This is a genomic window from Flavobacterium sp. LMO6 (genome assembly GCF_009495795.1).
Classification (GTDB): Bacteria; Bacteroidota; Bacteroidia; order Flavobacteriales; family Flavobacteriaceae; genus Flavobacterium.
Window position 1 is genome coordinate 417,260 of sequence record NZ_WIBH01000001.1, and the last position, 22,845, is coordinate 440,104.

At 30.0% G+C, this 22,845-nt stretch carries 21 protein-coding genes and 1 tRNA gene; 14 read left to right on the forward strand and 8 right to left on the reverse strand.

Translation table 11 applies throughout. The features are described 5' to 3' along the window. Window positions 1-131 precede the first annotated feature (131 nt). Window positions 132-476, forward strand: coding sequence for a toxin-antitoxin system YwqK family antitoxin (locus tag GFJ99_RS01875; protein ID WP_153207297.1), 345 nt, complete (start codon window positions 132-134; stop codon window positions 474-476). A gap of 51 nt (window positions 477-527) precedes the next feature. Here GFJ99_RS01875 and GFJ99_RS01880 read toward each other — a convergent pair whose 3' ends face one another. From GFJ99_RS01880 to GFJ99_RS01895, 4 genes are read right to left on the reverse strand one after another with little or no spacing between them, the layout of a single operon-like run. Then, window positions 528-3,998: an efflux RND transporter permease subunit gene (locus tag GFJ99_RS01880; protein ID WP_153207298.1), complete on the reverse strand. Its 3,471-nt coding sequence runs from the start codon at window positions 3,996-3,998 to the stop codon at window positions 528-530. A gap of 27 nt (window positions 3,999-4,025) precedes the next feature. Beyond that, the gene (locus tag GFJ99_RS01885) at window positions 4,026-5,189 is read right to left on the reverse strand and encodes an efflux RND transporter periplasmic adaptor subunit (protein ID WP_153207299.1); all 1,164 of its coding nucleotides are present in this window, start codon (window positions 5,187-5,189) and stop codon (window positions 4,026-4,028) included. A 10-nt stretch (window positions 5,190-5,199) separates the two neighbouring features. Next, on the reverse strand, window positions 5,200-6,549 hold the full coding sequence (locus GFJ99_RS01890) for a TolC family protein (RefSeq protein ID WP_153207300.1): 1,350 nt from the start codon (window positions 6,547-6,549) through the stop codon (window positions 5,200-5,202). Window positions 6,550-6,566: 17 nt separating this feature from the next. Beyond that, window positions 6,567-7,169 carry a TetR/AcrR family transcriptional regulator gene (locus GFJ99_RS01895; RefSeq protein ID WP_153207301.1) on the reverse strand — a complete coding sequence of 201 codons (603 nt, stop codon included), beginning with the start codon at window positions 7,167-7,169 and terminating at the stop codon, window positions 6,567-6,569. 170 nt (window positions 7,170-7,339) lie between these two features. Between GFJ99_RS01895 and GFJ99_RS01900 the strand changes: the two genes are divergently transcribed. Continuing rightward, window positions 7,340-8,314: a polyprenyl synthetase family protein gene (locus GFJ99_RS01900; protein WP_153207302.1), complete on the forward strand. Its 975-nt coding sequence runs from the start codon at window positions 7,340-7,342 to the stop codon at window positions 8,312-8,314. 48 nt (window positions 8,315-8,362) lie between these two features. After that, window positions 8,363-8,716 (forward strand): hypothetical protein, encoded by a 354-nt coding sequence (locus GFJ99_RS01905; protein ID WP_153207303.1) that lies wholly within the window; start codon window positions 8,363-8,365, stop codon window positions 8,714-8,716. Window positions 8,717-8,721: 5 nt separating this feature from the next. On the opposite strand, the gene GFJ99_RS01910 is transcribed toward GFJ99_RS01905, so the two are convergent. The 3 genes from GFJ99_RS01910 to GFJ99_RS01920 all read right to left on the reverse strand — a co-directional run bounded on the left by GFJ99_RS01910 (window position 8,722) and on the right by GFJ99_RS01920 (window position 11,558). Further along, the gene (locus GFJ99_RS01910) at window positions 8,722-9,129 is read right to left on the reverse strand and encodes a response regulator (protein ID WP_153207304.1); all 408 of its coding nucleotides are present in this window, start codon (window positions 9,127-9,129) and stop codon (window positions 8,722-8,724) included. Window position 9,130: 1 nt separating this feature from the next. After that, window positions 9,131-10,933, reverse strand: a complete 1,803-nt coding sequence (locus tag GFJ99_RS01915) for a PAS domain-containing sensor histidine kinase (protein WP_153207305.1) — start codon at window positions 10,931-10,933, stop codon at window positions 9,131-9,133. Window positions 10,934-11,012: 79 nt separating this feature from the next. Next, on the reverse strand, window positions 11,013-11,558 hold the full coding sequence (locus GFJ99_RS01920; protein ID WP_153207306.1) for a hypothetical protein: 546 nt from the start codon (window positions 11,556-11,558) through the stop codon (window positions 11,013-11,015). Window positions 11,559-11,674: 116 nt separating this feature from the next. Between GFJ99_RS01920 and GFJ99_RS01925 the strand changes: the two genes are divergently transcribed. After that, window positions 11,675-14,449: a 2-oxoglutarate dehydrogenase E1 component gene (locus tag GFJ99_RS01925; protein ID WP_153207307.1), complete on the forward strand. Its 2,775-nt coding sequence runs from the start codon at window positions 11,675-11,677 to the stop codon at window positions 14,447-14,449. An 84-nt stretch (window positions 14,450-14,533) separates the two neighbouring features. Further along, window positions 14,534-15,760 (forward strand): 2-oxoglutarate dehydrogenase complex dihydrolipoyllysine-residue succinyltransferase, encoded by a 1,227-nt coding sequence (gene odhB, locus GFJ99_RS01930; RefSeq protein ID WP_153207308.1) that lies wholly within the window; start codon window positions 14,534-14,536, stop codon window positions 15,758-15,760. A gap of 187 nt (window positions 15,761-15,947) precedes the next feature. Here odhB and GFJ99_RS01940 read toward each other — a convergent pair whose 3' ends face one another. After that, window positions 15,948-16,385, reverse strand: a complete 438-nt coding sequence (locus tag GFJ99_RS01940; protein ID WP_008255817.1) for a retropepsin-like aspartic protease — start codon at window positions 16,383-16,385, stop codon at window positions 15,948-15,950. Between the two features lie 99 nt (window positions 16,386-16,484). On the opposite strand from GFJ99_RS01940, the gene GFJ99_RS01945 reads away from it, so the two are divergent. From GFJ99_RS01945 to GFJ99_RS01985, 9 genes are all read left to right on the forward strand, one after another. Then, window positions 16,485-17,255 (forward strand): TatD family hydrolase, encoded by a 771-nt coding sequence (locus tag GFJ99_RS01945; protein ID WP_153207309.1) that lies wholly within the window; start codon window positions 16,485-16,487, stop codon window positions 17,253-17,255. 61 nt (window positions 17,256-17,316) lie between these two features. Then, window positions 17,317-18,456 (forward strand): 1-acyl-sn-glycerol-3-phosphate acyltransferase, encoded by a 1,140-nt coding sequence (locus GFJ99_RS01950; protein ID WP_153207310.1) that lies wholly within the window; start codon window positions 17,317-17,319, stop codon window positions 18,454-18,456. After that, window positions 18,443-19,474 (forward strand): asparaginase, encoded by a 1,032-nt coding sequence (locus GFJ99_RS01955; RefSeq protein WP_153207311.1) that lies wholly within the window; start codon window positions 18,443-18,445, stop codon window positions 19,472-19,474. Before GFJ99_RS01950 ends, GFJ99_RS01955 begins: the two co-directional genes overlap by 14 nt. 75 nt (window positions 19,475-19,549) lie before the next feature. Next, window positions 19,550-19,637, forward strand: a tRNA-Ser gene (locus tag GFJ99_RS01960). A gap of 83 nt (window positions 19,638-19,720) precedes the next feature. Further along, entirely contained in the window at window positions 19,721-20,530 is an 810-nt protein-coding gene (locus tag GFJ99_RS01965) for a MotA/TolQ/ExbB proton channel family protein (protein ID WP_153207312.1), read from the forward strand. 20 nt (window positions 20,531-20,550) lie between these two features. Beyond that, a complete protein-coding gene (locus GFJ99_RS01970; protein WP_008255825.1) occupies window positions 20,551-20,979 on the forward strand; it encodes a hypothetical protein in 429 nt (142 codons plus the stop codon). A 2-nt stretch (window positions 20,980-20,981) separates the two neighbouring features. Beyond that, a complete protein-coding gene (locus tag GFJ99_RS01975) occupies window positions 20,982-21,596 on the forward strand; it encodes a biopolymer transporter ExbD (protein ID WP_153207313.1) in 615 nt (204 codons plus the stop codon). A 21-nt stretch (window positions 21,597-21,617) separates the two neighbouring features. Next, window positions 21,618-22,091 carry a biopolymer transporter ExbD gene (locus GFJ99_RS01980; protein ID WP_153207314.1) on the forward strand — a complete coding sequence of 158 codons (474 nt, stop codon included), beginning with the start codon at window positions 21,618-21,620 and terminating at the stop codon, window positions 22,089-22,091. Between the two features lie 73 nt (window positions 22,092-22,164). Then, on the forward strand, window positions 22,165-22,824 hold the full coding sequence (locus GFJ99_RS01985) for a porin family protein (protein WP_153207315.1): 660 nt from the start codon (window positions 22,165-22,167) through the stop codon (window positions 22,822-22,824). The last annotated feature ends 21 nt before the right edge of the window (window positions 22,825-22,845 follow it).

The following is a 22,845-nucleotide window of genomic DNA, read 5'->3' on the forward strand; positions in this document are numbered from 1 at the left end:
ATACTCTATGTATTGGCTTTTTTTATGTTAAATTTTTTCCAATGTTACCAAATTGTTACCAAAAAGTTTTTTTATTGTAAAAAAGTTTTTATATTTGTTACAGTAATGTTAACCAATTAAAAGAAAAGACTATGAAAAATGTATTGATTGCCGGAATTATGTTAGTGACAAGTCTAACATTCGCACAAGAAGTAAAACCAAAATATGAAATTATAGGACAAGAAGTTAAAGCAACTTTTTTTTATGATAATGGACAAATAAAACAAGAAGGTAACTACTTAAATGGAAAACCAAACGGAAAATGGGTTTCATTTAATGAAGACGGTTCTAAACAAGCTATTGGTGAATACAACAATGGAGTTAAAACTGGAAAATGGTTTTTTTGGTCTGAATCATCTTTAAATGAAGTAGATTTTTCTGATAGTCGTATTGCAGAAGTAAAAAAATGGTCTAAAGATGTTTTAGTAAAAAACTAATTTAGTTTACAATAACAAAAATGTCCCGATGAAAATCGGGACATTTTTGTTTTATACAGTAGGTAATATTTCTTTATTCTTACCTCTATTTTTAAATCTAATTTTCATTCTGTTTAATAAATAGAACATTACAGGAACAATTATTAACGTTAAGAACGTAGCAAATATTAATCCGTAAATTACAGTTTTTGCTAAAGGTCCCCAGAAAATAACGTTATCTCCTCCCATATAAATATTTGGGTTGTAATCAATAAATAATCCAAAGAAGTCAATATTTAATCCAATTGCTAAAGGAATTAATCCTAAAACAGTTGTGATTGCTGTTAATAAAACCGGACGCAATCTTGAACGACCACCTTCTACAATGGCTTCAAAATAATCTTGTTTCGTTAATATTTCTCCTTTTTCTAATCCTATTTCAGCAGCTTTTCTGTCTAACAAGAGTTGTGTGTAATCAATTAGTACAATTCCATTATTAACTACAATTCCAGCCAATGAGATAATTCCCATCATAGTCATAATAATTACGAAATCATTTCTAAAAATTACTAGACCAAGAAATACTCCAATAAAACTTAATAAAACCGTAAACATAATTATTGCTGGTTTTGATATAGAGTTAAATTGAGCCACCATAACTAAAACAATTCCTCCCATTGCAATTAATAAGGCTTTCAATAAGAAAGAAGAGTTTTTTTCTTGTTCTTCTTGTTCTCCTGTAAAAGCGAAATTGGTGTCTTTTGGCATTTTATAAGAAGTCATTTCTTTTTTCAATGAAGTAACAATTTCATTTGCGTTATAACCTTCTAATACATTTGAATATATTGTAATAACTCTTTTTAAGTTTTTTCTCTTAATAGTATTAAATGAAGAGGTATTGGTTTTGTCTATTAATGCTGCAATAGGCACTTGTTGTAATCTTCCAGATGCTTGGTCTCTAAACGTAACAGGTTGATTAAAAATAGCACTGTTGTCATTTTTTAAATCTTCATTAAAACGAACATTAATTTCATAATCATCTTTATCGTTTTTATAAGTAGAAACTTTTTCTCCATAAACAGATCGTCTTAATGTTTGACCCACTTGTGCTGTTGAAACACCTAATTGACCAGCAACTTTTCTATCTACAACAACCTCTAATCCTGGTTTAGATTTATTAACATCTAATTTTAACTCTTCAATACCAGCAATATTTTTAGAGTTAATAAAATCTTTTACATTTTCAGCTTCTAATAACATGTCGTTATAGTTTTCGCCTGAAATTTCAATATTTACTGGATATCCTGAAGGCGGACCATTTTGATCTTTCTCAACAATAATTGAAACACCTGGATAACCTTTAACTGCTGCACGAATTTCATTCATTAAATCGCTACTTTGAACTCCTTTTCTAAATTTATATTCACGCATTGAAAGTGTAATTTTTCCTCTGTGTGGCATTTCGTTTTGCGAAGCGCCATCTGTTTGCGGATTACCAGCACCTTCACCAACCTGCGCCACGCCAGATTCTACCATGAAATTAAAATTCTCTTCATCGGTATATTTGTTAGCAACTGCATATACTTTTTTCTCTATTTCTTTAGTAAAGGCATTGGTTTTTGCAATGTCTGTTCCTTCAGGAAATTCGATATAAGTCATAATTTGATTTGGCTGATTTTCAGGGAAAAACAATACTTTTGGTTGTGCAATTCCAACTAAAACAAAAGAAAAGAATAACAATCCAATTGTTCCTAGTAAAAAGAAAATTGGTTTTTTTCCGCTTAAAGCAAATGTTAACGCTTTTTTATAGAAGTTTTCTAATTTTACTAATGTAACTTCCATGAAATATTTTTGTGCTCTTGACAAATAATATTTATAAACCCATAACATAATTGCAAAGAAAACCATTAAGTTTCCTATACCTCTTAGGCCACCAGTATTTGTAGTAAATCCGAAAATGACTAAAATTATTCCTAAAACACCTAATATTCCACTAATTCTGATTAGCGATTTTTGAGACATTTCTTCTTCTTCCAATTTCATGAATTCTGCAGTAATTAAAGCATTGATAACTAAAGCAACAAATAAGGAAGAAAATAAAACAACAGATAATGTCATTGGGAAATAAATCATGAATTTACCCATAGTTCCAGGCCATAATCCTAATGGGAAAAAGGCAGCTAAAGTAGTAGCTGTAGAGGCAATAATAGGCCATGCAATTTCTCCTACACCTTCAATAGCAGCTTGTTTTCTGCTTAACCCTTCGCTCATTAACGAATGTACGTTTTCTACAACCACAATTCCATTATCTACAAGCATTCCAAGTGCCATTACTAAGGCAAAAAGAACCATAGTATTTAAGGTAACTCCAAATGAAGCCAAAATAATGTAGGACATAAACATAGAAAGCGGAATGGCAAATCCTACGAATAAAGCACTTCTAAAGCCTAAGAAAAACATCAAAACACCTACAACAAGTAATACTCCAAAAATGATATTGTTTACTAAATCGTCTACTTGGTTTATAGTTCTAGAAGACTGATCATTAGCCATTGTAATTTTTAAATTCGATGGAAAATAATTGTCTTGTGCTTCTTTTACAATTTTTTTAATGCTTTCAGTAGCTTCAATCATGTTTTTGCCACTACGTTTTTTAACATCAAGCATTACTACAGCATTGCCATATTCTCTTGCAAAAGTTGTAGCTTCTTTAGGTTGAAATTTAATAGTAGCAATATCTTTTAAATACACTACTCCGTCTTGTTTTTTAACGACTACATTTTCAAGTTCAGCTGGGTTTTCAATTTCACCTACAACACGAATATTTTTCTTAATTCCGTTATTAACAATATTTCCACCTGAAATGGTTGTGTTTTCTCTAGAAACAGCTCCAATAATATCGTCGAAACTTACTTGAGCTGCTGTCATTTTATAAATGTCAACTGCAATTTCAACTTCTTTTTCCTGAGCGCCACGAATAGCAGCTTCTTTAATTTGTGGAAGTCTCTCTATTTTATCTTCTAAATATTCAGCGTAATCTTTTAATTTATCTAAAGGTAAATCTCCAGATAAATTGATGTTTAAGATTGGTTGTTCTTCCGCTATGTTTAAGTCGAAAACATTAGGTTCTACTTTTTCTCCTCCAGGCATTGTAGGCCAATCGGTTTCCGATTTTACTAAATCTACTTTGTCTTTTACTTTTTGTTTAGCGGCATCAACCGAAATATCTTCATCAAATTCTATTAATATCATAGAATAATCTTGAAGTGTGTTTGATGTAATTTTTGTAACACCAGAAATATTATTAAACTCTTCTTCTAAAGGTTTAGTAATTAGTTTTTCAACATCTTCAGCGGCATTTCCTGGATTTACAGAACTAACATAAATTTTAGTTTCAATAATTTCAGGAAAATCTTCACGAGGCATAGAGTAATATGAAATTAAACCGCCAAGTAAAATAATAGCTGTAATCACATAAACCGTCATCTTATTGTTGATGGCCCATGTAGAGATTCCAAAGCTTTTAGTTATTTTATTGCTCATACTATTGTATTTAGAGTTTTCTAATTCTTATTTTTTGATGATTTCTACAATGTCACCATTTTGTACACTTCTTGCACCATCAATAATGATAATTTCTCCTTTGTTTAAACCAGACTTAACTTCAATATTGGCACCTGAAATTAAACCAACTTGAATGGTTTTTTTAACTGCTTTTGGTTCTTTTGAAGAAGAATCAATGGTGTAAATAATTTTTTCACCAGCAGCATTTTCTGTAACAATACTTTCAGGAACTAAAATAGCATTAGGTTTTTTGTAATCTTCAATTTTTAAAACAGCAACTTGATTAGGACGTAATAATTTGTCTGTATTAGGAACGGCTACTTCTATACTAAAGTTTCTGTTATTAGGATTAATGTAGTTTCCTACTTGTCTTACTTTTCCTTTGTATGTTTTTCCAATAGATTTTACATACACATCTACAAATGCACCAACTTTAATTTTTCCAATGAAACTCTCTGGAATATTAGAAGTTACATACATATCAGCCAAATTAACAATTCTCATTAAAGGCTGTCCTGGAGCAACAACTTGCCCTTTGTCTATAATTACTTCGTCTATAACACCTGAAAAAGGAGCTTTTACAGTTGTTTTTGCCACTTGAGCTTTCATTTGAGCTACTGCTTTCATTTGAGCTTCATAGTTCGTTTTTGCTTGTAAAAATTGAATTTCAGAACCAATTTTTTGATCCCAAAGATTTTTTTGTCTTTCAAATGTTGTTTTAGCCAAAGTAGCTTGAGTTTCCATTTGAGCCAGTTGATTGCTTAAGCCACCATCGTCAATACGAGCTAATATTTGCCCTTTTGTAACATTTTGTCCGGCTTTAACATATACTTGATTTAGTATTCCAGCAAACTCTGGATATATAATAAGATTTTGTTTTGTATCTATATTTCCTTGAATATCTATATAGTGTGTAAACATTGTGTCTTTAACTGTAGCAGTTGTTACTAAAGCCATTTTCTTTAATGTATCTAATTCTGCTAATGCAAGATCTAATTTTGCTAATTCAGCACCAATAACATCGTATTGTTTTTGAATTTCAGTTCTTGTTGCTTTTATTTTTGATAAATCTTTAGATTCAATTGCTTTGTCAACTGAAGCTGTTTTAGCATCACCACCACAAGAAGTAATGATTAAGCCTAATAAACTGATGTATACTATTTTTTTCATTTGTGTAGAATTATTTTTTATTAGTTAGTTTGTCTAAAGTTGCTTTTTTGTTAATTAAATCAATCATTGATTGTAAATAATTTTGTTGTGCACTATATAATTGACGCTGTGCTTCGGTATAATCAAAACTTGTAGAAATACCTTCTTTAAATTTAATTTGTTGCTTTTTTTCAATTCGTTCAGCTAAATTTAAATTACTTTTTACAGCACTGTATTGCTCAATACTAAATTCGTAATCGCTTTTTGCTTGTTGGTATTGTAATTTTAATCTTTGTTCTGTTTCTGAAAGTTGCGTTTTTGCTTGTTCATAAGCAATTTTTGCTTGTTGTGTTCTTGCTCTATCTCTAAAGCTACTAAAAATAGGTAAGCTTAAGTTTACTCCAAAGTTGGAATAATTATACCATTTTTGACTTGTGCTGATTAAATCAAAATTATTAGAAAATGTATTTGCTCCATAATTTAATTGCGCTCCAATTGTAGGTAATCCTCTAAAACGTTCTAATTTTAAAAGCAATCTTTTAGATTCTTCGTTGTTTTGTTGAATTTTATAATCAGTAGAATTATTTACATCAAAATCTTCACTAAAAAGAGTTAAATCAACATTTGAAACTGCTAAATCATCTAGTTTTTCGCTTAAAAGAACTTCTTCATTAATATCAATTCCTAAAGAAATTTTTAAAAGATTTAAAGCAATCTCAGCTCTTTTATTAGCATTAGATAACGAGCTATTTAATTGTGTTAGAGTAATTTGTAGCTGCTCTACATTTTCTTCTTCAATTAATCCGTTTTTAAATGTTTCTTTAGTTTCGTGAAGAGTTTTTTCTAAAGTAGATTTATTTTTTTCAAAAATGGCAACACTTTCTCTTGCAAGTAATACATTTCCATATGCATTGGTTACCATTTCTCTAACTTCTAAATCTGTTTTTTCTTTAGCGTTTTGAGAAATTTGTAAATATACTTTAGCCGATTGTAAGCCAACAATATATGAACCATCAAAAATTAATTGACTTAAAGTTGCAGATGCATTCATACTATGTTTAGTTCCAAAAGCAATTGTTGAAATGGCATTTGGATCGCCACCAGGATTAAATGCATTTCCTGAAACCCCTTGAACCTGGAAATCTAAATTGTTTAAATATTGCAAGTTGCTGTTGATTTGTGGAAGCCCCGAAGCTGTTGTTTCCCATTTCTTTTGTTTAGCAGCTTCAATATCTCTATTAGCATTTATAGCCGAATAGTTATTTTGAATAGCATGCTCAATTGCTTGCTGCAATGTAAAAGAATACGATTTTTTTTCGCTTTCTTGAGCAAATAGTACCGAAGCAATAACTAAGCAGAGTACAGTTAATTTTTGTTTCATTTGTTTAAATATTTATTTTATTGGTCAATTTTTAATAGTTGTTCTAATTTTTGTATTCCTTTTTCTGTGCAAATTCCTCTTAAATGATATTCTAAATAACAAACTTGTACCTCTTTTGAAGTAAATTGTTCTGGATTAAAAATTTCAGTGTCTTTTAAACTTGTCATTCCTGCAAAATAAATTCGAGCAATTAAAGGAGAATTAATTTCTTTTCTAAACAAACCTTGTTCTATTCCTTTTTCTAAATTTACAATTACACAATCTCCCATTTTATCAAATTGTCTTATCATTAAAGTTTTGTGAATTTTAGGGTAATACTTTTGTAACTGATAAATTGGCGAAGTACTTTCGTTTTTTAAATTCTTCATTACAAATTCTTTTATAACAAATAGTTCTTCAATTGGGTTTTTGCCTAAGGCGCAAATATCATCAATTCCGCAAGATATTGTTTCAAATAAATGCAAGGTTGACTCTTTTACCAGTGCGTCTTTATTACTAAAGTGTTGATAAATGGTTTTTTTAGAAATTCCCATTTCAGCAGCAATATCATCCATAGTAACACTTTTGTATCCAAGTGTTAAAAACATGTCGGTTGCTTTTATTAAAATTTGGTCTTTCATTTTATTGTTGTTTTCAAATTCAAAACATTTTTTGTTTTAAATTTCGATGCAAATGTATGACGGAAACTTTTAACACAAAAATAGTTTCCTAAGTTTTTAAGAAAATTTAACATTTGCTTAATTTTGGCATTCGACATTATTTGGAGTATTTTAGCAAAAAAATTAGAACAATGCATTCAGTTTCCTATTATCAAGACAAAATTGCCAATCATTTTTCTCAGATTGTTGCTAATAAAGAGCCAAAAAACTTATACGAACCAATAGAATATATTTTGTCTCTTGGTGGAAAAAGAATGCGACCAGTGTTAACATTAATGGCATCTGAAGTTTTTAATGTTGATTGTGAAAAAGCAGTTCCGGCAGCAACAGCAATTGAAGTTTTTCATAATTTTTCATTAATTCATGATGATATTATGGATGATGCTCCTTTAAGAAGAGGCAATCAAACGGTTCATGAAAAATGGGATTTGAATACCGGAATTTTATCTGGTGATGCGATGCTGATTTTAGCGTATCAGTTTTTTGAGAATTATGAACCAAAAACTTTTCAAAAATTAGCCAAATTATTTAGCAAAACGGCTTTAGAAGTTTGTGAAGGACAACAATATGATGTGGATTTTGAAACTCGAGACGATGTTACTATTCCCGAATATCTAAAAATGATTGAATATAAAACCGCGGTTTTGGTTGGTGCTGCCATGAAAATGGGAGCAATAGTTGCTGAAACTTCTGATGAAAATGCCGATTTAATTTATGATTTTGGATTAAATTTAGGAATTGCCTTTCAATTGCAAGATGATTATTTAGACGCATTTGGAAATCCGGAAACCTTTGGAAAACAAGTTGGTGGAGACATTATCGAAAACAAGAAAACCTATTTATATTTAAAAGCAATGGAGTTTGCTAATGAAGAAGATAAACAACAATTGTTGCATTTATTTTCGATTCAACCTTCAGAAAATAAAGATAAAATAGAATCGGTAAAGACAATTTTTAATGCATCAGGAGCAAGTGAGGCTACAAAAAAAGCGATTCAAGATTTCACTTTTAAAGCATTTGAAACTTTAGAAAAAATGGATATCGAGAATGAAAAGAAAGCTATATTAAAAGCTTTTGGAGAGAATTTAATGGGAAGAAACGTTTAATAATGTGCCAATTTATCAATTCGACAATGTGTCAATAATACTGTAAAAATGAATTTTATAAATCCTGTAGATGTTGACACATTAATTTCGCAAGCCGAAGAAGAGCATTTGTACTTCAAATTGATTGAACAGGTAAACAAAGATTTTGCTTTGGCAAATGAATCTATTGATGTTCCAACAAGTATTTTTCCGTTTGAATTTAAGAATTTGGTTCAAGAAAAAATATACAAACTCATTCAGTACAAATTTGCTGAATATTTGAATTTACTCTACATTATTGATGTTCCGGAAGAACAAATTAAAAAATTAGATGGTTCTGATTTGGTAGAATTATCGGAACAAGTTGCTTTTTTGGTCTTAAAACGCGAATGGCAAAAGGTGTGGTTTAGAAATAAGTATTAGTTTTTTTAACAATAAGTTTCTTTGATTTTTAATATTGTTTCTGAACTAAGAATTTTAGAATAATAACCATTAACAAACTTGTGTTTTTTTACTTTTACTTCGTCATCTGGATTAATTGAAGAACTTAAGACATATAAATTAACAGTAAAATTAAGTTTGTTTTGTATTTCGTCAAATTTTTTTAAAAATCCCCATCCATCCATTACAGGCATATTTAAATCTAAAAAAATTAATATTGAAACATTTTTATCTTTATTTTTTTCATTTAAATCTAATAATTTTTCAAGACCATCTTTTCCACTATCTACAGATTCTATTGGTGTGTCTGAAATAATTTTTGAAATAATTTTTTTGTGCAAATAATTAGTTGAAAAATCATCATCTATTAATAAAATTCTAAATAATTTATTCATATTATTCTAATTTTTTTGAAATTGTGAAATAAAAGGTGCTTCCTTTTCCCAATTTTGATTTTACATAAATTTCTCCGTTATGAATATCAATAATTTTTTTACAATGCGCTAATCCAATGCCATAACCTTGATAAAGCGAATCTTTATTTAATCGTTTAAAAATTATAAAAACTTGATCTAAATTCTCTTTTTCAATCCCAATTCCGTTATCTTTTACAGAAAATTTCCATTCATGTTCATTTTCAGAACATTTAATTTTGACTAAAGGATCTATATTTTCTTTGTTAAATTTAATAGCATTACTTATTAAATTTTGAAATAATAATCTAATATATGTTTCGTGACCTCTAATAATTGGTAAATGTTTGACATTAAAAACTGATTTTGTATTGTTTATTTTAACAGATAAATCTTTTAAAACATCTTTAACAACTTCATTACAATTAATTTCTTTAATATCATCTCTTTTTCCTATTCTGGCATATTCCATTAAACCCGTAACTAATGCCCTCATTCTGTAGGCTGACTTATTTATAAATTCAATATATAATTTACCTTCATCATCTAAAACTTCTGAATATTCTTCTAAAAGTAAATCACTAAAACTGATTAAAGTTAAGAGAGGTTCTTGAAGGTCATGAGATGTTATATACGTAAATTGTTCTAACTCTGAATTCTTGTTTCTAAGGGTTTTGTTTTGTAATTCAACTTGATTTTCTTTTTCTTTTCTAGCTGTTATATCTCTTAAAAAAGAACAATAATTAACAATTATACCATTGTCATAAATTGGTAATATTGAAAATTCAATTGAAAATTCTTCTCCTTTTTTGTTTAAAGCAGGAAATTCAATTATTCCATTTATTGTTTTTCCTCCTTTACCGTTAAAATGATTTTTTATACCTTCTGTATGTATTTTTCTATATCGATCAGGAACAATTATATCAGACAATAATTTCCCTAAAACCTCTTCAGATTTCCATCCAAATATTTTTTCAGCTTGTGCATTCCAAAAGGTAATTTTTCCATTTGTATCAATAATAATTACGGCATCTAAAGCCGAATTAAGAATCATTTGATTCCTGTCTTCATTAGATATTACAACATTTTGAACTCTTTTTAGTTCAGAAATATCTATCCCATATCCAATCATGCAATAAAATTCATTATTAATGAATAAAGGAAATAATTTACGCATTACATAAATCTCTTTTCCGTCTTTATGATATTCATCAATCCATTCAGCCTGTTTTTTTGTTTGCAAAACATGGTTGAAAATTTCCCATCTCTTTTCGGCAATAGAGTTATCTAATCCTTTGTGTTCACAGTAATCAAAATCATTTTTTCCAATAAGCCAATTTCTGATTTCATCATTTTTAATCCCATTAGGATTGATGTACAAATAATTATAATTTTTGTCAAAAACAGCAATATCAGCTGGAATATTATCTAATAAAATTTCATTAAGTTTTTGTTCATCAATAGTTTTTTGATTTGAAGTATGCTCATCAATTATATATAAAATTCCAATAGAAGATTTTTTATCAAAAGAGGCGAATTTTAGTGTTGCTTTAGTTTTTTGCCCTGTAATGTTAACAAATTCAGAACTAACATTATTCCCTTCTTGCTTAATACATAAACTAATTTCTGGAAAATGAGAAATAGCCGTGGTTGTTTTAATTTTTTCAAGTGAAATATTAATTTTTTCTAAACCAAGAGAATTTGCATAAAGAATATTTAATTCGTTATCAATAAAAAAAGATGCCAACGGAAAAGTGTCTATTAAATTATAGCAGATGTTTTGCATGAATCTCTTTTTATATAAAATTACTATATTTTTTTAAAAGTATAGTAAAAATCAAATAATAGTTTCTTTTTGTAGAGTATTAAAAAAATATTCTCACAAATGGCATAAAAGCTTCGGCATAAATATTGTCTCTATCACGATGTAAAACATTATATCTAACTCCAAAAGTCACATTTTCATTTCTAAATCCAGCTCCTAAAAATAAAGAAGTATTCCAAAAATCTTGAGAATTATTTCCAAATGTGTCGTTAAAAGTTCGGTTGACTCTTAATTGCTCTAATTCTGTTGAAATTTGTAATTCCTCAATAGGATTAAATAAAGCAATCAGACTTCCTCCATACATATTCGCACTATAAAAATCACGTTGCTTAACATAGCTATATTGTGTGCTAATTCCAGCAGACACATAGGAATTAAAATTATAAATAGCACTTGGAGCCACCATTATATCGGTATATCCATTTCCAATTCCTAGTCCTAATCCGCCACCAAATTGTACATGGTTCCAAAAATCACTTTTTGTTTTAATTTCAGTGTTTTGTTGGGCGTAAATTTCAGATTTAAATCCAAATAAAAACACAATAGTTAACAACAATGTTAAATTTATTACGAAATTCTTTTTCATAATTCGTTTTTAAAAAAATTAATGTTATAAAAGTATTAATTTCCTTGATAAATTATTGCAAAATGTTTTACTTTTGCGTAATATTTTTAATTAATAGGTCTTTAAGACAACTCACTATGGATAGGTTTTCCTTTTTAAACGCTGCACATACTGCATTTTTTGCAGATTTATATGATCAATATTTACAAAATCCAGACAGCGTAGAAGCAAGCTGGAGAAGTTTTTTTCAAGGATTTGATTTTGCTCAAGAAGGGTATACTTCAGAAGATTTTACTGATAGAGTAGTTAGAGCGGCTTCTTCAAACGCTGGAGAAGGTTCTGAAAAAATGCAAAAAGAGTTTAATGTTCTTAAATTAATTGAAGGCTATAGAACACGTGGTCATTTATTTACGAAAACAAATCCAGTAAGAGACAGAAGAGTTCACGGACCTTCATTAGCAATTGAAAATTTTGGATTATCGCAAGCTGATTTATCTCTTGTTTTTGATGCTGCAAGAATGGTTAATATGCAACCAAGTACTTTGGCAGATATTATTAAACATTTAGAAAATGTATACTGTCAGTCAATTGGTGTTGAATTCATGTATATTCGTGAGCCAAGAATTCAAGAATGGATTAAAAATAGATTAGATGTAAACGATAATCAACCTAATTTTTCTTCCGATCAAAAGAAAAATATTTTAAAGAAATTAAATGAAGCGGTATCTTTTGAAACATTTTTACACGCTAAATATGTAGGACAAAAACGTTTTTCTTTAGAAGGTTGTGAATCTACAATTCCTGCTTTAGATGCGCTTATTGAAGCAGCAGCAGATAGAGGAGTAGAACAATTTGTAATGGGAATGGCGCATAGAGGCCGTTTAAATGTTTTGGCCAATATCTTTGGTAAAAACACTCAAAATATTTTCTCAGAATTTGATGGTAAAGATTATGATGATGATATGTATTTTGATGGTGATGTTAAATACCATTTAGGTTTAACATCTGATAGATTAACAGATTCAGGTAAAAAAATCAATTTAAATTTAGCACCAAATCCGTCTCATTTAGAAACAGTAGGAGCTGTAATTGAAGGAATAACTCGCGCAAAACAAGACGTTTTCTATAAAGAAGATGTTTCTAAAGTTTTACCTATTGCTGTTCATGGCGACGCTGCTGTAGCGGGTCAAGGTATTGTGTATGAAATTATACAAATGGCAAAATTAGACGGTTATAAGACGGGTGGAACTATTCACTTAGTAATTAATAACCAAGTCGGATTTACTACTAATTACTTAGATGCTCGTTCATCAACTTATTGTACGGATATTGCAAAAGTTACGTTGTCGCCTGTTTTACACGTAAATGCAGATGATGCTGAAGCTGTTGTACATGCGATGTTGTTTGCATTAGATTATAGAATGGAATTTGGTACAGATGTATTTATCGATTTATTAGGATACAGAAAATATGGTCATAATGAAGGTGATGAGCCTAAATTTACACAGCCAATTTTATATAAAGCTATTTCTAAGCACAAAAATCCAAGAGATATTTATGCAGAGAAATTAAAACAAGAAGGTATTATTGATGCTAATTATGTAAAAGAATTAGAAGCAAAATACAAAGCAAAATTAGACGAAAATTTAGAAGAATCTCGTAAAAAAGATTTAACTATAATTACACCTTTCATGCAAAATGAATGGGTTGGTTTTGAACAAGTTTCAGATGAAGGAATGTTGAAAAAATACGATACAACATTTGATCAAAATCAATTAACAGCTATTGCAAAAACAATTTGCGAATTACCATCTGATAAAAAATTCATTAGTAAAATAACTAAAATTATTAAAGATCGAAACGATATGTATTTCGAGAATAATAATTTAGATTGGGCTATGGGTGAATTATTAGCTTATGGTTCATTAATAAAAGAAGGATACAATGTTCGTATTTCTGGTCAAGATGTTGAAAGAGGAACATTTTCTCACAGACATGCAGTTGTTAAAGTTGAAGATTCAGAAGAAGAAGTTATCCTTTTAGATAAAATAAACGATAAAAAAGGAAACTTTTATATCTATAATTCACACCTTTCAGAATATGGTGTTGTTGGTTTTGAGTATGGTTACGCATTAGCATCTCCAAACACATTAACAATTTGGGAAGCACAATTTGGAGATTTCTCAAACGGAGCCCAAATTATGATTGACCAATATATTTCTGCAGGTGAAGACAAATGGAACAATCAAAACGGATTGGTAATGTTATTGCCTCATGGATATGAAAATCAAGGAGCTGAACATTCATCTGCCCGCATGGAACGTTATTTACAAATGTGTGCAAAACACAATATGTATATTGCAGATTGTACAACGCCAGCTAACTTTTTTCACTTGTTAAGAAGACAAATGAAAACAAAATTCAGAAAACCATTAATTGTTTTCACACCAAAAAGTTTATTACGTCATCCATTAGCCGTTTCTTCAAAAGAAGAATTAGCTACTGGACATTTCCAAGAAATAATAGACGATCCTAATGTGTCAGATAAAAAAGCAATTAAAACGTTAGTATTCTGTACAGGTAAAGTATATTATGATATTATTGCACAAAGAGAAGAATTAAACAGAAATGATGTGGCAGTAGTTCGTTTAGAACAATTATTCCCACTTGCAACTGATCAAATCAAAGCAATTATCGACAGTTATCCAAATGCAGATGATTATGTTTGGGCACAAGAAGAGCCTAAAAACATGGGAGCTTATTCTTTTATGTTAATGAATTTCGATTTAGTAAAATTAAGATTGGCATCGCCAAAAGCATATAGTGCACCAGCTGCAGGTAGTTATGAGCGTTCTAAAAAACGTCAAAAAAATGCTATTGCAATGGTTTTTGATAAAACATTATTTCAATAAAAACAAAACAGATAATAGTTTAGGTTTAAAACTAACACAACTTTTAAACTTCTAAACTTATTTTAAACTTTTAAACTAAAAAACATGATTTTAGAAATGAAAGTCCCTTCTCCAGGGGAATCAATTAAAGAAGTAGAAATTGCTACATGGTTAGTAAAAGATGGTGATTATGTAGAAAAAGACCAAGCAATTGCTGAGGTTGATTCTGACAAAGCAACATTAGAATTGCCGGCCGAAGTAAGTGGAATAATTACATTAAAAGCAGAAGAAGGTGATGCTGTAGCTGTTGGCGCAGTAGTTTGTTTAATTGATACAAGTGCAGCAAAACCAGATGGTGGTGCTCCAGCAAAAGAAGAAGCAAAAGTAGTTAATCCCGAAGCTTCTGGACCTAAAGCTGAAGTTAAAGCAGCTCCAGTGGCAGAAAAAACGTATGCAACTCAAGCGCCTTCTCCAGCAGCAAGAAAAATATTAGACGAAAAAAACATCGAGCCTTCTGACATTGTAGGAACTGGTAAAGGTGGAAGAATTACTAAAGATGATGCTGTTAATGCAGTTCCGTCAATGGGAACTCCTACTGGAGGGAATCGTGCATCTGAAAGAATTAAACTTTCTATGCTTCGTAGAAAAGTGGCTGAACGTTTAGTAGCAGCTAAAAACGAAACGGCTATGTTAACTACATTTAATGAAGTTAATATGACACCAATTAATATTATTAGAAATCAATATAAAGACGAATTTAAAGCTAAACACAATGGTTTAGGTTTAGGATATATGTCTTTCTTTACAAAAGCAGTTACTAGAGCTTTAGAATTATATCCAGATGTGAATTCAATGATGGATGGTGATTACAAAGTGGCGTATGATTTTGCAGATATTTCAATCGCAGTTTCAGGACCAAAAGGGTTAATGGTGCCTGTTGTTCGTAATGCAGAAAACTTAACTTTTAGAGGAATTGAAGCTGAAATTAAAAGATTAGCATTACGTGCTCGTGATGGTCAAATTACTGTTGATGATATGACAGGCGGAACATTTACTATTACAAATGGTGGTGTTTTTGGAAGTATGTTATCAACTCCAATTATCAATCCTCCTCAATCAGGAATTTTAGGAATGCATAATATTATTGAGCGCCCTATTGCAGTAAATGGAAAAGTTGAAATTCATCCTATGATGTATGTAGCTTTATCTTACGATCACAGAATTATTGATGGTCGTGAGTCTGTAGGATTCTTAGTAGCTGTTAAAGAAGCATTAGAAAACCCAGCAGAATTATTAATGGGTGGAAATGTGAAAAAAGCATTAGAACTTTAATTGTCATTCTGAACTTGGTTCAGAATCTAAATATAGAATCCTAAATTCCTAAAAGAGTTTGGGATTTTTTCTTTTAAAATTTCTCCAATTTCTTCTATTTGTGTTTTAAAAAAGAGAAAAGAAGTTTTTGATTTTGTCCCAAATTATTGAGATTGAAATTGTAATTGAGCTTGATTTTTGATCTTACTCACTTCAAATACAAACAATGATTACTATAATCAATTATTGCTTTTCCTTTCAGTAGAATATCAGCACCAATTATGCCATCTACAGGTTTGGTTTTGTAATGTATCAAAGCTTCATTTACATGACTCATGTCAAAAATAATTAAATGAAGGTTGTTGTTTTTCCATCTTCCTAATTTAATTTCATTGTTTTTTGCTAGTTGTGTTTCTATCCCAGTAGCACCAGCACCAGCCGCTTTGGTTTCAGAAAATTGAGCATCTAATTTGAATTGTTCAATACTATCAAACCCAACACAACTATTGCTAGCTCCAGTGTCTAAAATAAAGTTGCCTTTAACTCCGTTTACTTTTCCTTTGATTAATAAATGCTGTGTTTTTAACACCGTAAATTTTATTTTTTTATATTTTTTTCCTTTTAAAAAATCCTGTAAATCTTCCATAATTCAAAAATAGAAAATAGTTGCATTATTTCAGTCTTAATACTTATTTCTTTAATCTTAATTCTTTTATTCTAACTTTGCACTTTGAATTTTATACGAATGATATTAACCGATACGCATACACACTTATACTCGTCTCAGTTTAGTGAAGATAGAGCAGAAATGATGCAACGAAGTTTTGACGCTGGAGTGTCACGCTTGTTTGTGCCTTCAATAGATTCGAGTTATGCTGAAAGAATGTATGAAGTGGAAAGCCAATTTCCAGAACATGTTTTTTTAATGATGGGATTGCATCCTTGTTATGTAAAACCAGAAACGTATGAAGCTGAATTAAATTTTGTTGCAACAGAATTAACTAAAAGAAAATTTTATGCAGTAGGCGAAATCGGAATTGATTTGTTTTGGGATAAAACAACTTTAGAGATTCAAAAACAAGCATTCAAATATCAAATCCAGTTAGCTAAAAAACACGGATTAGGCATAAATATCCATTGTCGTGATGCTTTTGATGAAGTTTTTGAAGTGCTAGAAAGCGAAAGAGACGATAAGTTATTTGGAATATTTCATTGTTTTTCTGGGAATTTAGAACAAGCCCAACAAGCAATTTCACTGGGATTAAAACTAGGAATTGGAGGTGTTGCTACTTTTAAAAACGGAAAAATAGATCAATTTTTAAATCAAATCGATTTAAAATATATCGTTTTAGAAACAGATTCGCCTTATTTAGCGCCTGTTCCTCATAGAGGAAAACGTAATGAAAGTAGTTATACAGTATTAGTTGCACAAAAATTAGCCGAAATTTATCAAATGCCAATAGAAGAAATTGCAAGAATTACCACCGAAAATTCAAAACACATTTTTGGAATTTAACCTAAAAACAAAGTACAATTCATAAAAATTTTGTTCTTTTGTGCATTGTTTAAAAATAAATATGTCAAAATTCGATTCTATTCGTCCTTATTATGATTCAGAAGTAAATGAAGTTTTAAAATCTTCATTACATCATCCTATGATGAAGGCCATGATGGATTTTACATTTCCAGATGTTGATGAAAATGTTTGGAAAGAACAATTAAGTAAAACACATTCTATAAGAGATTTTCAAATTAATTTTGTTTATCAGTCAATACAACGTGTTTTAGAAAGAAGTTCAGAAGGCTTAACAACTTCCGGATTTGAAAAATTAGAACCTAATACCTCTTATTTATTTATTTCAAATCATAGAGATATTATTTTAGATACTTCTTTGCTAAATGTTTCATTATTTGATCATGGATTGGTAATGACAGCTTCAGCAATTGGAGATAACTTAGTTCAAAAAGATTTTCTACTTAAATTATCAAAATTAAACAGAAACTTTTTAGTGCAAAGAGGTTTGTCACCAAGAGAATTATTGCAAAGTTCTAAGTTAATGTCAGAATACATGTATCATTTGTTATCTAAAGAAAATCGTTCTGTTTGGATTGCTCAAAGAGAAGGTAGAACTAAAGATGGCAATGATGCCACCCATCAAGGTGTTTTAAAAATGATTGCCATGGCGTCTGATGAATCAAGTTGTATGGACTTTTTAAAGAAGTTAAAAATTGTTCCTGTTTCTATTTCTTATGAATACGATCCAACAGATGCTTTGAAAATGCCTCAATTATTAGCGCTTTCTAAAGATGAGGTTTATATAAAAGAAAAAAACGAAGATTTTATTACTTTATTAAGTGGTATTATTGGGCAAAAGAAACGTATTCATATACATGTAGGCGACGTTTTAGAAAACGAGTTTGAAAAAATAAAAGCTGAAAACGACAATAATAATAAGCAAATTCAGGCCTTAGCCCATGTAATAGACGATTCTATTTTACAAACGTATAAGTTATGGCCTACTAACTTTATTGCATATGATATTTTGTATACAACAAATAAATTTGCGCACTTATATGACGAAAAAGAACGTCAATTATTTGAAAGAAGATTAGAAATGCGAATAGACACCAATAATGAAACTATGAGAGAAGGTTTCTTGGCAATGTATGCTAATCCTGTTGTGAATAAATTGAAATATACAAATGACATCTCATAAACCTACAATACTCTTAATCTACACCGGTGGAACCATCGGAATGGTAAAAGATTTTAAAACTGGAGCTCTGAAGGCTTTTGATTTTAATGAGTTGTTAAGCAGAATACCCGAACTACATTTATTAGATTGCCAAATTGAAACTTATTCTTTTGATATTCCTATAGATTCTTCTAATATGAATATTTCCAACTGGCAAAAAATGGCTAAAGTTATAGAGGAAAACTATTCTAAATTTGATGGGTTTGTAGTTTTACATGGCTCCGATACAATGTCGTATAGCGCATCTGCTTTGAGTTTTATGTTAGAAAACTTGTTAAAACCAGTCATTTTTACAGGTTCTCAATTACCAATTGGCGATTTAAGGACCGATGCAAAAGAAAATTTAATTACGGCTATTCAAGTTGCTTCACTTCAAAACAAGAACAAACCGGTTATACAAGAAGTGTGTTTGTATTTTGAATATAAATTATATAGAGGTAATCGAACTACAAAAATAAGCGCCGAACATTTTAATGCGTTTACGTCGCCTAATTTTCCTGAATTAGCAGAATCTGGAGTGCATTTAAAAGTAAATAACGATATTATTCTTAAGAAAAAATCGGCCCAAAAACTAAAAGTGCATACTAATTTTGATGACAATGTGGCAATTTTAAAGATTTTTCCTGGTATTAATAAAAATGTTTTATCTACTTTCTTTTCCATTCCTAATTTAAAAGGGATTGTTTTAGAAACATATGGTTCAGGTAACGCACCAACAGAAGATTGGTTTGTACAAATTTTAGAAAAGGCTATTAACAATAATATTCATGTAATTAACGTTACTCAATGTAGTGGAGGTAGTGTTTCTATGGGAAATTATGAAACCAGTACACAATTGAAAAGCATAGGAGTAATCTCTGGAAAAGACATAACAACAGAGGCTGCTATTACAAAATTAATGTATTTGTTAGGTCAAAATGTGCCACATAATATCTTTAAGACCTTATTTGAAAGTGAAATCAGAGGAGAAATGATTTAAAAATAACACTTAAAATTTTTATACATGAGATTTTTTGCGTTATTTAGCACCTTTAAAATCGAGTATTGTTTCAATAGAGAGGTGGCCGAGTGGTCGAAGGCGCACGCCTGGAAAGTGTGTATACTCCACAAGGGTATCGAGGGTTCGAATCCCTTCCTCTCTGCAGAAAGATATTAATTTTAAAAATTTATAAATATTTTTATATCTTTAAACCCAATTAACTAATTAAATTTAAGAACAAAAGCGATGAAAAGATTATTTTCTATTTTAGCAATCACGGGGCTTATGACTTTTGGAAATGTTCAGGCTCAAGATTCAACTCAAACGGCAGCAACTGCTACAGAACAAGTAGCTGATTCAACTGCTACAGAAGTAACAACTGACGAAGCAACAGCAACAACTGACGAAGCTGCAGCTGAAGAAGTTACTTTTACTCAAGGAATGAAAAAACGTTTTATTGAAGGTGGTCCTGCTTTCATGGGAATTGTATTAATCTGTTTAATTTTAGGTTTAGCAATTGCTATTGAGAGAATTATCTACTTAAACTTATCTTCTACAAATTCTAAAAAATTAATTAGTGAAGTAGAAAGCGCTTTAAATTCTGGTGGTGTTAATGCTGCTAAAGAAGTAGCAAGAAATACTGCTGGTCCAGTAGCTTCTATTTTCTATCAAGGTTTAGATCGTTATTCTCACGGTTTAGATTCAGCTGAAAAATCTATCGTTGCTTACGGTGGTGTTCAAATGGGTCAATTAGAGAAAAACGTTTCTTGGATTTCATTATTTATCGCTTTAGCACCGATGTTAGGTTTCATGGGAACTGTAATTGGTATGATTGAAGCGTTTGACCAAATTCAATCTGCTGGATCTATGGAGCCATCTTTAGTTGCAGGAGGTATTAAAGTAGCGTTATTAACAACCGTATTCGGTCTTATTGTTGCTATTATTTTACAAATTTTTTATAACTATATCACAGCTAAGATTGATTCAATCGTTAATGATATGGAAGATGCATCTATCTCTTTAGTAGATATGTTATCTGATTACAGCAAAAAATAATTAATAAATATATAACTGTTATGAATTTACACAAAGTAACAAAAATAGCAGCTATTGTAATTTCAATATTAAGTTTAGTTGCCTTAGGAGGCTTAATGGCTACAAGTGATAGCGAAGACAATAGTTGGATTTCACCTCTTATATATTTATCATATGTTATTCTACTTGCTTGTATAGTAGTAGTATTGATTTATATATTTAAGAATTTATTCTCTAATAAAGAGAATTTGAAAAAAACGTTAATCTCAATTGGAGTATTTTTAGGAGTAGTTTTAATTTCATTTATTTTGGCAGATGGTACAGAAGTTAAATCTCCATCAAGTAATGAAATACTAGCTTCAGAAAGCACTTCAAAATGGGTTAGTACAGGTTTAAATACGTTCTATTTGTTAGCTGTTGCTGCAATAGGTACTATGTTTTGGACAGGATTTAATAAAATTAAAAAATAATTATGGCTAGAAAAGGAAGAGGTTTACCACCTGAAGTAAATGCCGGTTCTATGGCAGATATTGCTTTCTTGCTTTTGATTTTTTTCTTGGTTACTACTACTATTGGAGTAGATCAAGGTATTAATCGTTTGTTGCCTCGTTGGGAAGAAAACCCGCCTGTTCCGCCAATTAATGATAGAAATATTTTAACAGTTTTAGTAAATAAAGACAATCAGTTACTTGTTGAAGAGAAACTAGTTGAACTTGAAGATTTAAGACAAACTGCAATTGATTTTCTTGAAAATAATGGAAACGGAACTTGTGCTTATTGTAATGGAAGAAAAGATCCACTTTCTTCAGATAGCCCTGGAGATGCGGTTATTTCATTAAACAATGATGGGCAAACATCTTATGAAACATATATTGCTGTTCAAAATGAATTAGTTGCAGCATATAATTTTTTAAGAGATAAAGAATGTAAGAAGCGTTACGGTATGACTTTTACAGAAATGGAATATATTTACAATGATCCAGCTTCTAAAGCAACCGAAGGTTTAGTAGAAGATTTGAAACCGAAAGTGGAAAAAATTCAAGAATTATATCCAATGAGACTTTCAGAAGCAGAACCAAAAAAATAATTAATATAATAGAAAGAAAGTATGTCTAAATTTAAAAAGAAAAAATCGGGTGATCTTCCTGCTATTTCAACTGCATCTTTACCTGATATTGTATTTATGCTTTTGTTCTTCTTCATGACGGCTACTACAATGAAAGATAGCGATTTAAAAATTGATAATACATTACCTAAAGCGAATCAAACCGCTAAATTGCATAAAAAGCAATATGTAATGTATGTATATGCTGGAAAACCAAGTGAAAGATATCGTGCTACTTTAGGATCTTCTGATCGTATTCAATTAGCAGATAAAATGGCTTCACCAGCTGATATCAGAAATTTTATTATTTCAGAAAGAGCACAGCGTAACTCTGAAGATGAAAAATACCTTACTGCGTCATTAAAAATTGACAAACATGTTAAAATGGGATTAGTAAGCGCAATCAAATTAGAGCTACGTAAAATAAATCAATTAAAAGTAAATTATACAACAGCACAAGGAAACCCTGTTGAATAGTATTTTTTATTTATAAAATTAAAAAGGCACGCAATAGCGTGCCTTTTTTTTATTATTTTTATAAAAAAAAATAATGCGTCTATTTGTATCTCTTTTTTTTGTGTTTTATACTCTAATTGGTTTTTCTCAACAAGAAACTAAACCCGTTGTAGATTCTCTTTTCAGAGAAGATCAGTTTTATGTATCTATTTCGTATAATTTACTTCAAAAAAAACCTGATAATTTTAATCAATATTCATTTTCAACAGGTTTATCAGCTGGTTTTTTAAGAGATTTTCCAATTTCAAAAAACAGACATTGGTCTATAGCGCCAGGTATTGGTTATTCGTTTAATGATTTAAAGCAGACTATTGATTTATCTTCCATTTCTGATGATCCTAATTTTCAACTTGTTAAAAGTAGAATTTTACTCCATTATATCGATTTGCCATTAGAAATTCGTTGGCGTAATGCAACTCCTGAAAGTCATAAATTTTGGAGAATTTATGGAGGTTTTATGGCAAGTTATCTTGTTGATGGCAGGTTTCAATATGATGGTGATTTAGGTTCAGGAACAGAGAATATAAATGACATCTTAAACAAGTTTCAATATGCGTCGTATTTAACTTTTGGTTTTAATACTTGGAATGCATACATTCATTACGGTTTAAATCCTTTTTTTGATAAAAGTAAAACTGCTGCTGAAAATAATATGACGACTTTGAAAATTGGTTTGATGTTTTATATTTTGTAGTTAAATGATTATAATCGAATT

Coding starts and splice junctions, on each gene's coding strand:
- GFJ99_RS01980 (WP_153207314.1), top strand. CDS start 21,618: ATGTCTAAATTTAAAAAGAAAAAATCGGGTGATCTTCCTGCTATTTCA.
- GFJ99_RS01890 (WP_153207300.1), bottom strand. CDS start 6,549: ATGAAACAAAAATTAACTGTACTCTGCTTAGTTATTGCTTCGGTACTA.
- GFJ99_RS01970 (WP_008255825.1), top strand. CDS start 20,551: ATGAATTTACACAAAGTAACAAAAATAGCAGCTATTGTAATTTCAATA.
- GFJ99_RS01895 (WP_153207301.1), bottom strand. CDS start 7,169: ATGAAAGACCAAATTTTAATAAAAGCAACCGACATGTTTTTAACACTT.
- GFJ99_RS01965 (WP_153207312.1), top strand. CDS start 19,721: ATGAAAAGATTATTTTCTATTTTAGCAATCACGGGGCTTATGACTTTT.
- GFJ99_RS01985 (WP_153207315.1), top strand. CDS start 22,165: ATGCGTCTATTTGTATCTCTTTTTTTTGTGTTTTATACTCTAATTGGT.
- GFJ99_RS01915 (WP_153207305.1), bottom strand. CDS start 10,933: ATGCAAAACATCTGCTATAATTTAATAGACACTTTTCCGTTGGCATCT.
- GFJ99_RS01900 (WP_153207302.1), top strand. CDS start 7,340: ATGCATTCAGTTTCCTATTATCAAGACAAAATTGCCAATCATTTTTCT.
- GFJ99_RS01875 (WP_153207297.1), top strand. CDS start 132: ATGAAAAATGTATTGATTGCCGGAATTATGTTAGTGACAAGTCTAACA.
- GFJ99_RS01945 (WP_153207309.1), top strand. CDS start 16,485: ATGATATTAACCGATACGCATACACACTTATACTCGTCTCAGTTTAGT.
- GFJ99_RS01955 (WP_153207311.1), top strand. CDS start 18,443: ATGACATCTCATAAACCTACAATACTCTTAATCTACACCGGTGGAACC.
- GFJ99_RS01950 (WP_153207310.1), top strand. CDS start 17,317: ATGTCAAAATTCGATTCTATTCGTCCTTATTATGATTCAGAAGTAAAT.
- GFJ99_RS01920 (WP_153207306.1), bottom strand. CDS start 11,558: ATGAAAAAGAATTTCGTAATAAATTTAACATTGTTGTTAACTATTGTG.
- GFJ99_RS01905 (WP_153207303.1), top strand. CDS start 8,363: ATGAATTTTATAAATCCTGTAGATGTTGACACATTAATTTCGCAAGCC.
- GFJ99_RS01940 (WP_008255817.1), bottom strand. CDS start 16,385: ATGGAAGATTTACAGGATTTTTTAAAAGGAAAAAAATATAAAAAAATA.
- GFJ99_RS01975 (WP_153207313.1), top strand. CDS start 20,982: ATGGCTAGAAAAGGAAGAGGTTTACCACCTGAAGTAAATGCCGGTTCT.
- GFJ99_RS01910 (WP_153207304.1), bottom strand. CDS start 9,129: ATGAATAAATTATTTAGAATTTTATTAATAGATGATGATTTTTCAACT.
- GFJ99_RS01880 (WP_153207298.1), bottom strand. CDS start 3,998: ATGAGCAATAAAATAACTAAAAGCTTTGGAATCTCTACATGGGCCATC.
- GFJ99_RS01885 (WP_153207299.1), bottom strand. CDS start 5,189: ATGAAAAAAATAGTATACATCAGTTTATTAGGCTTAATCATTACTTCT.
- odhB (WP_153207308.1), top strand. CDS start 14,534: ATGATTTTAGAAATGAAAGTCCCTTCTCCAGGGGAATCAATTAAAGAA.
- GFJ99_RS01925 (WP_153207307.1), top strand. CDS start 11,675: ATGGATAGGTTTTCCTTTTTAAACGCTGCACATACTGCATTTTTTGCA.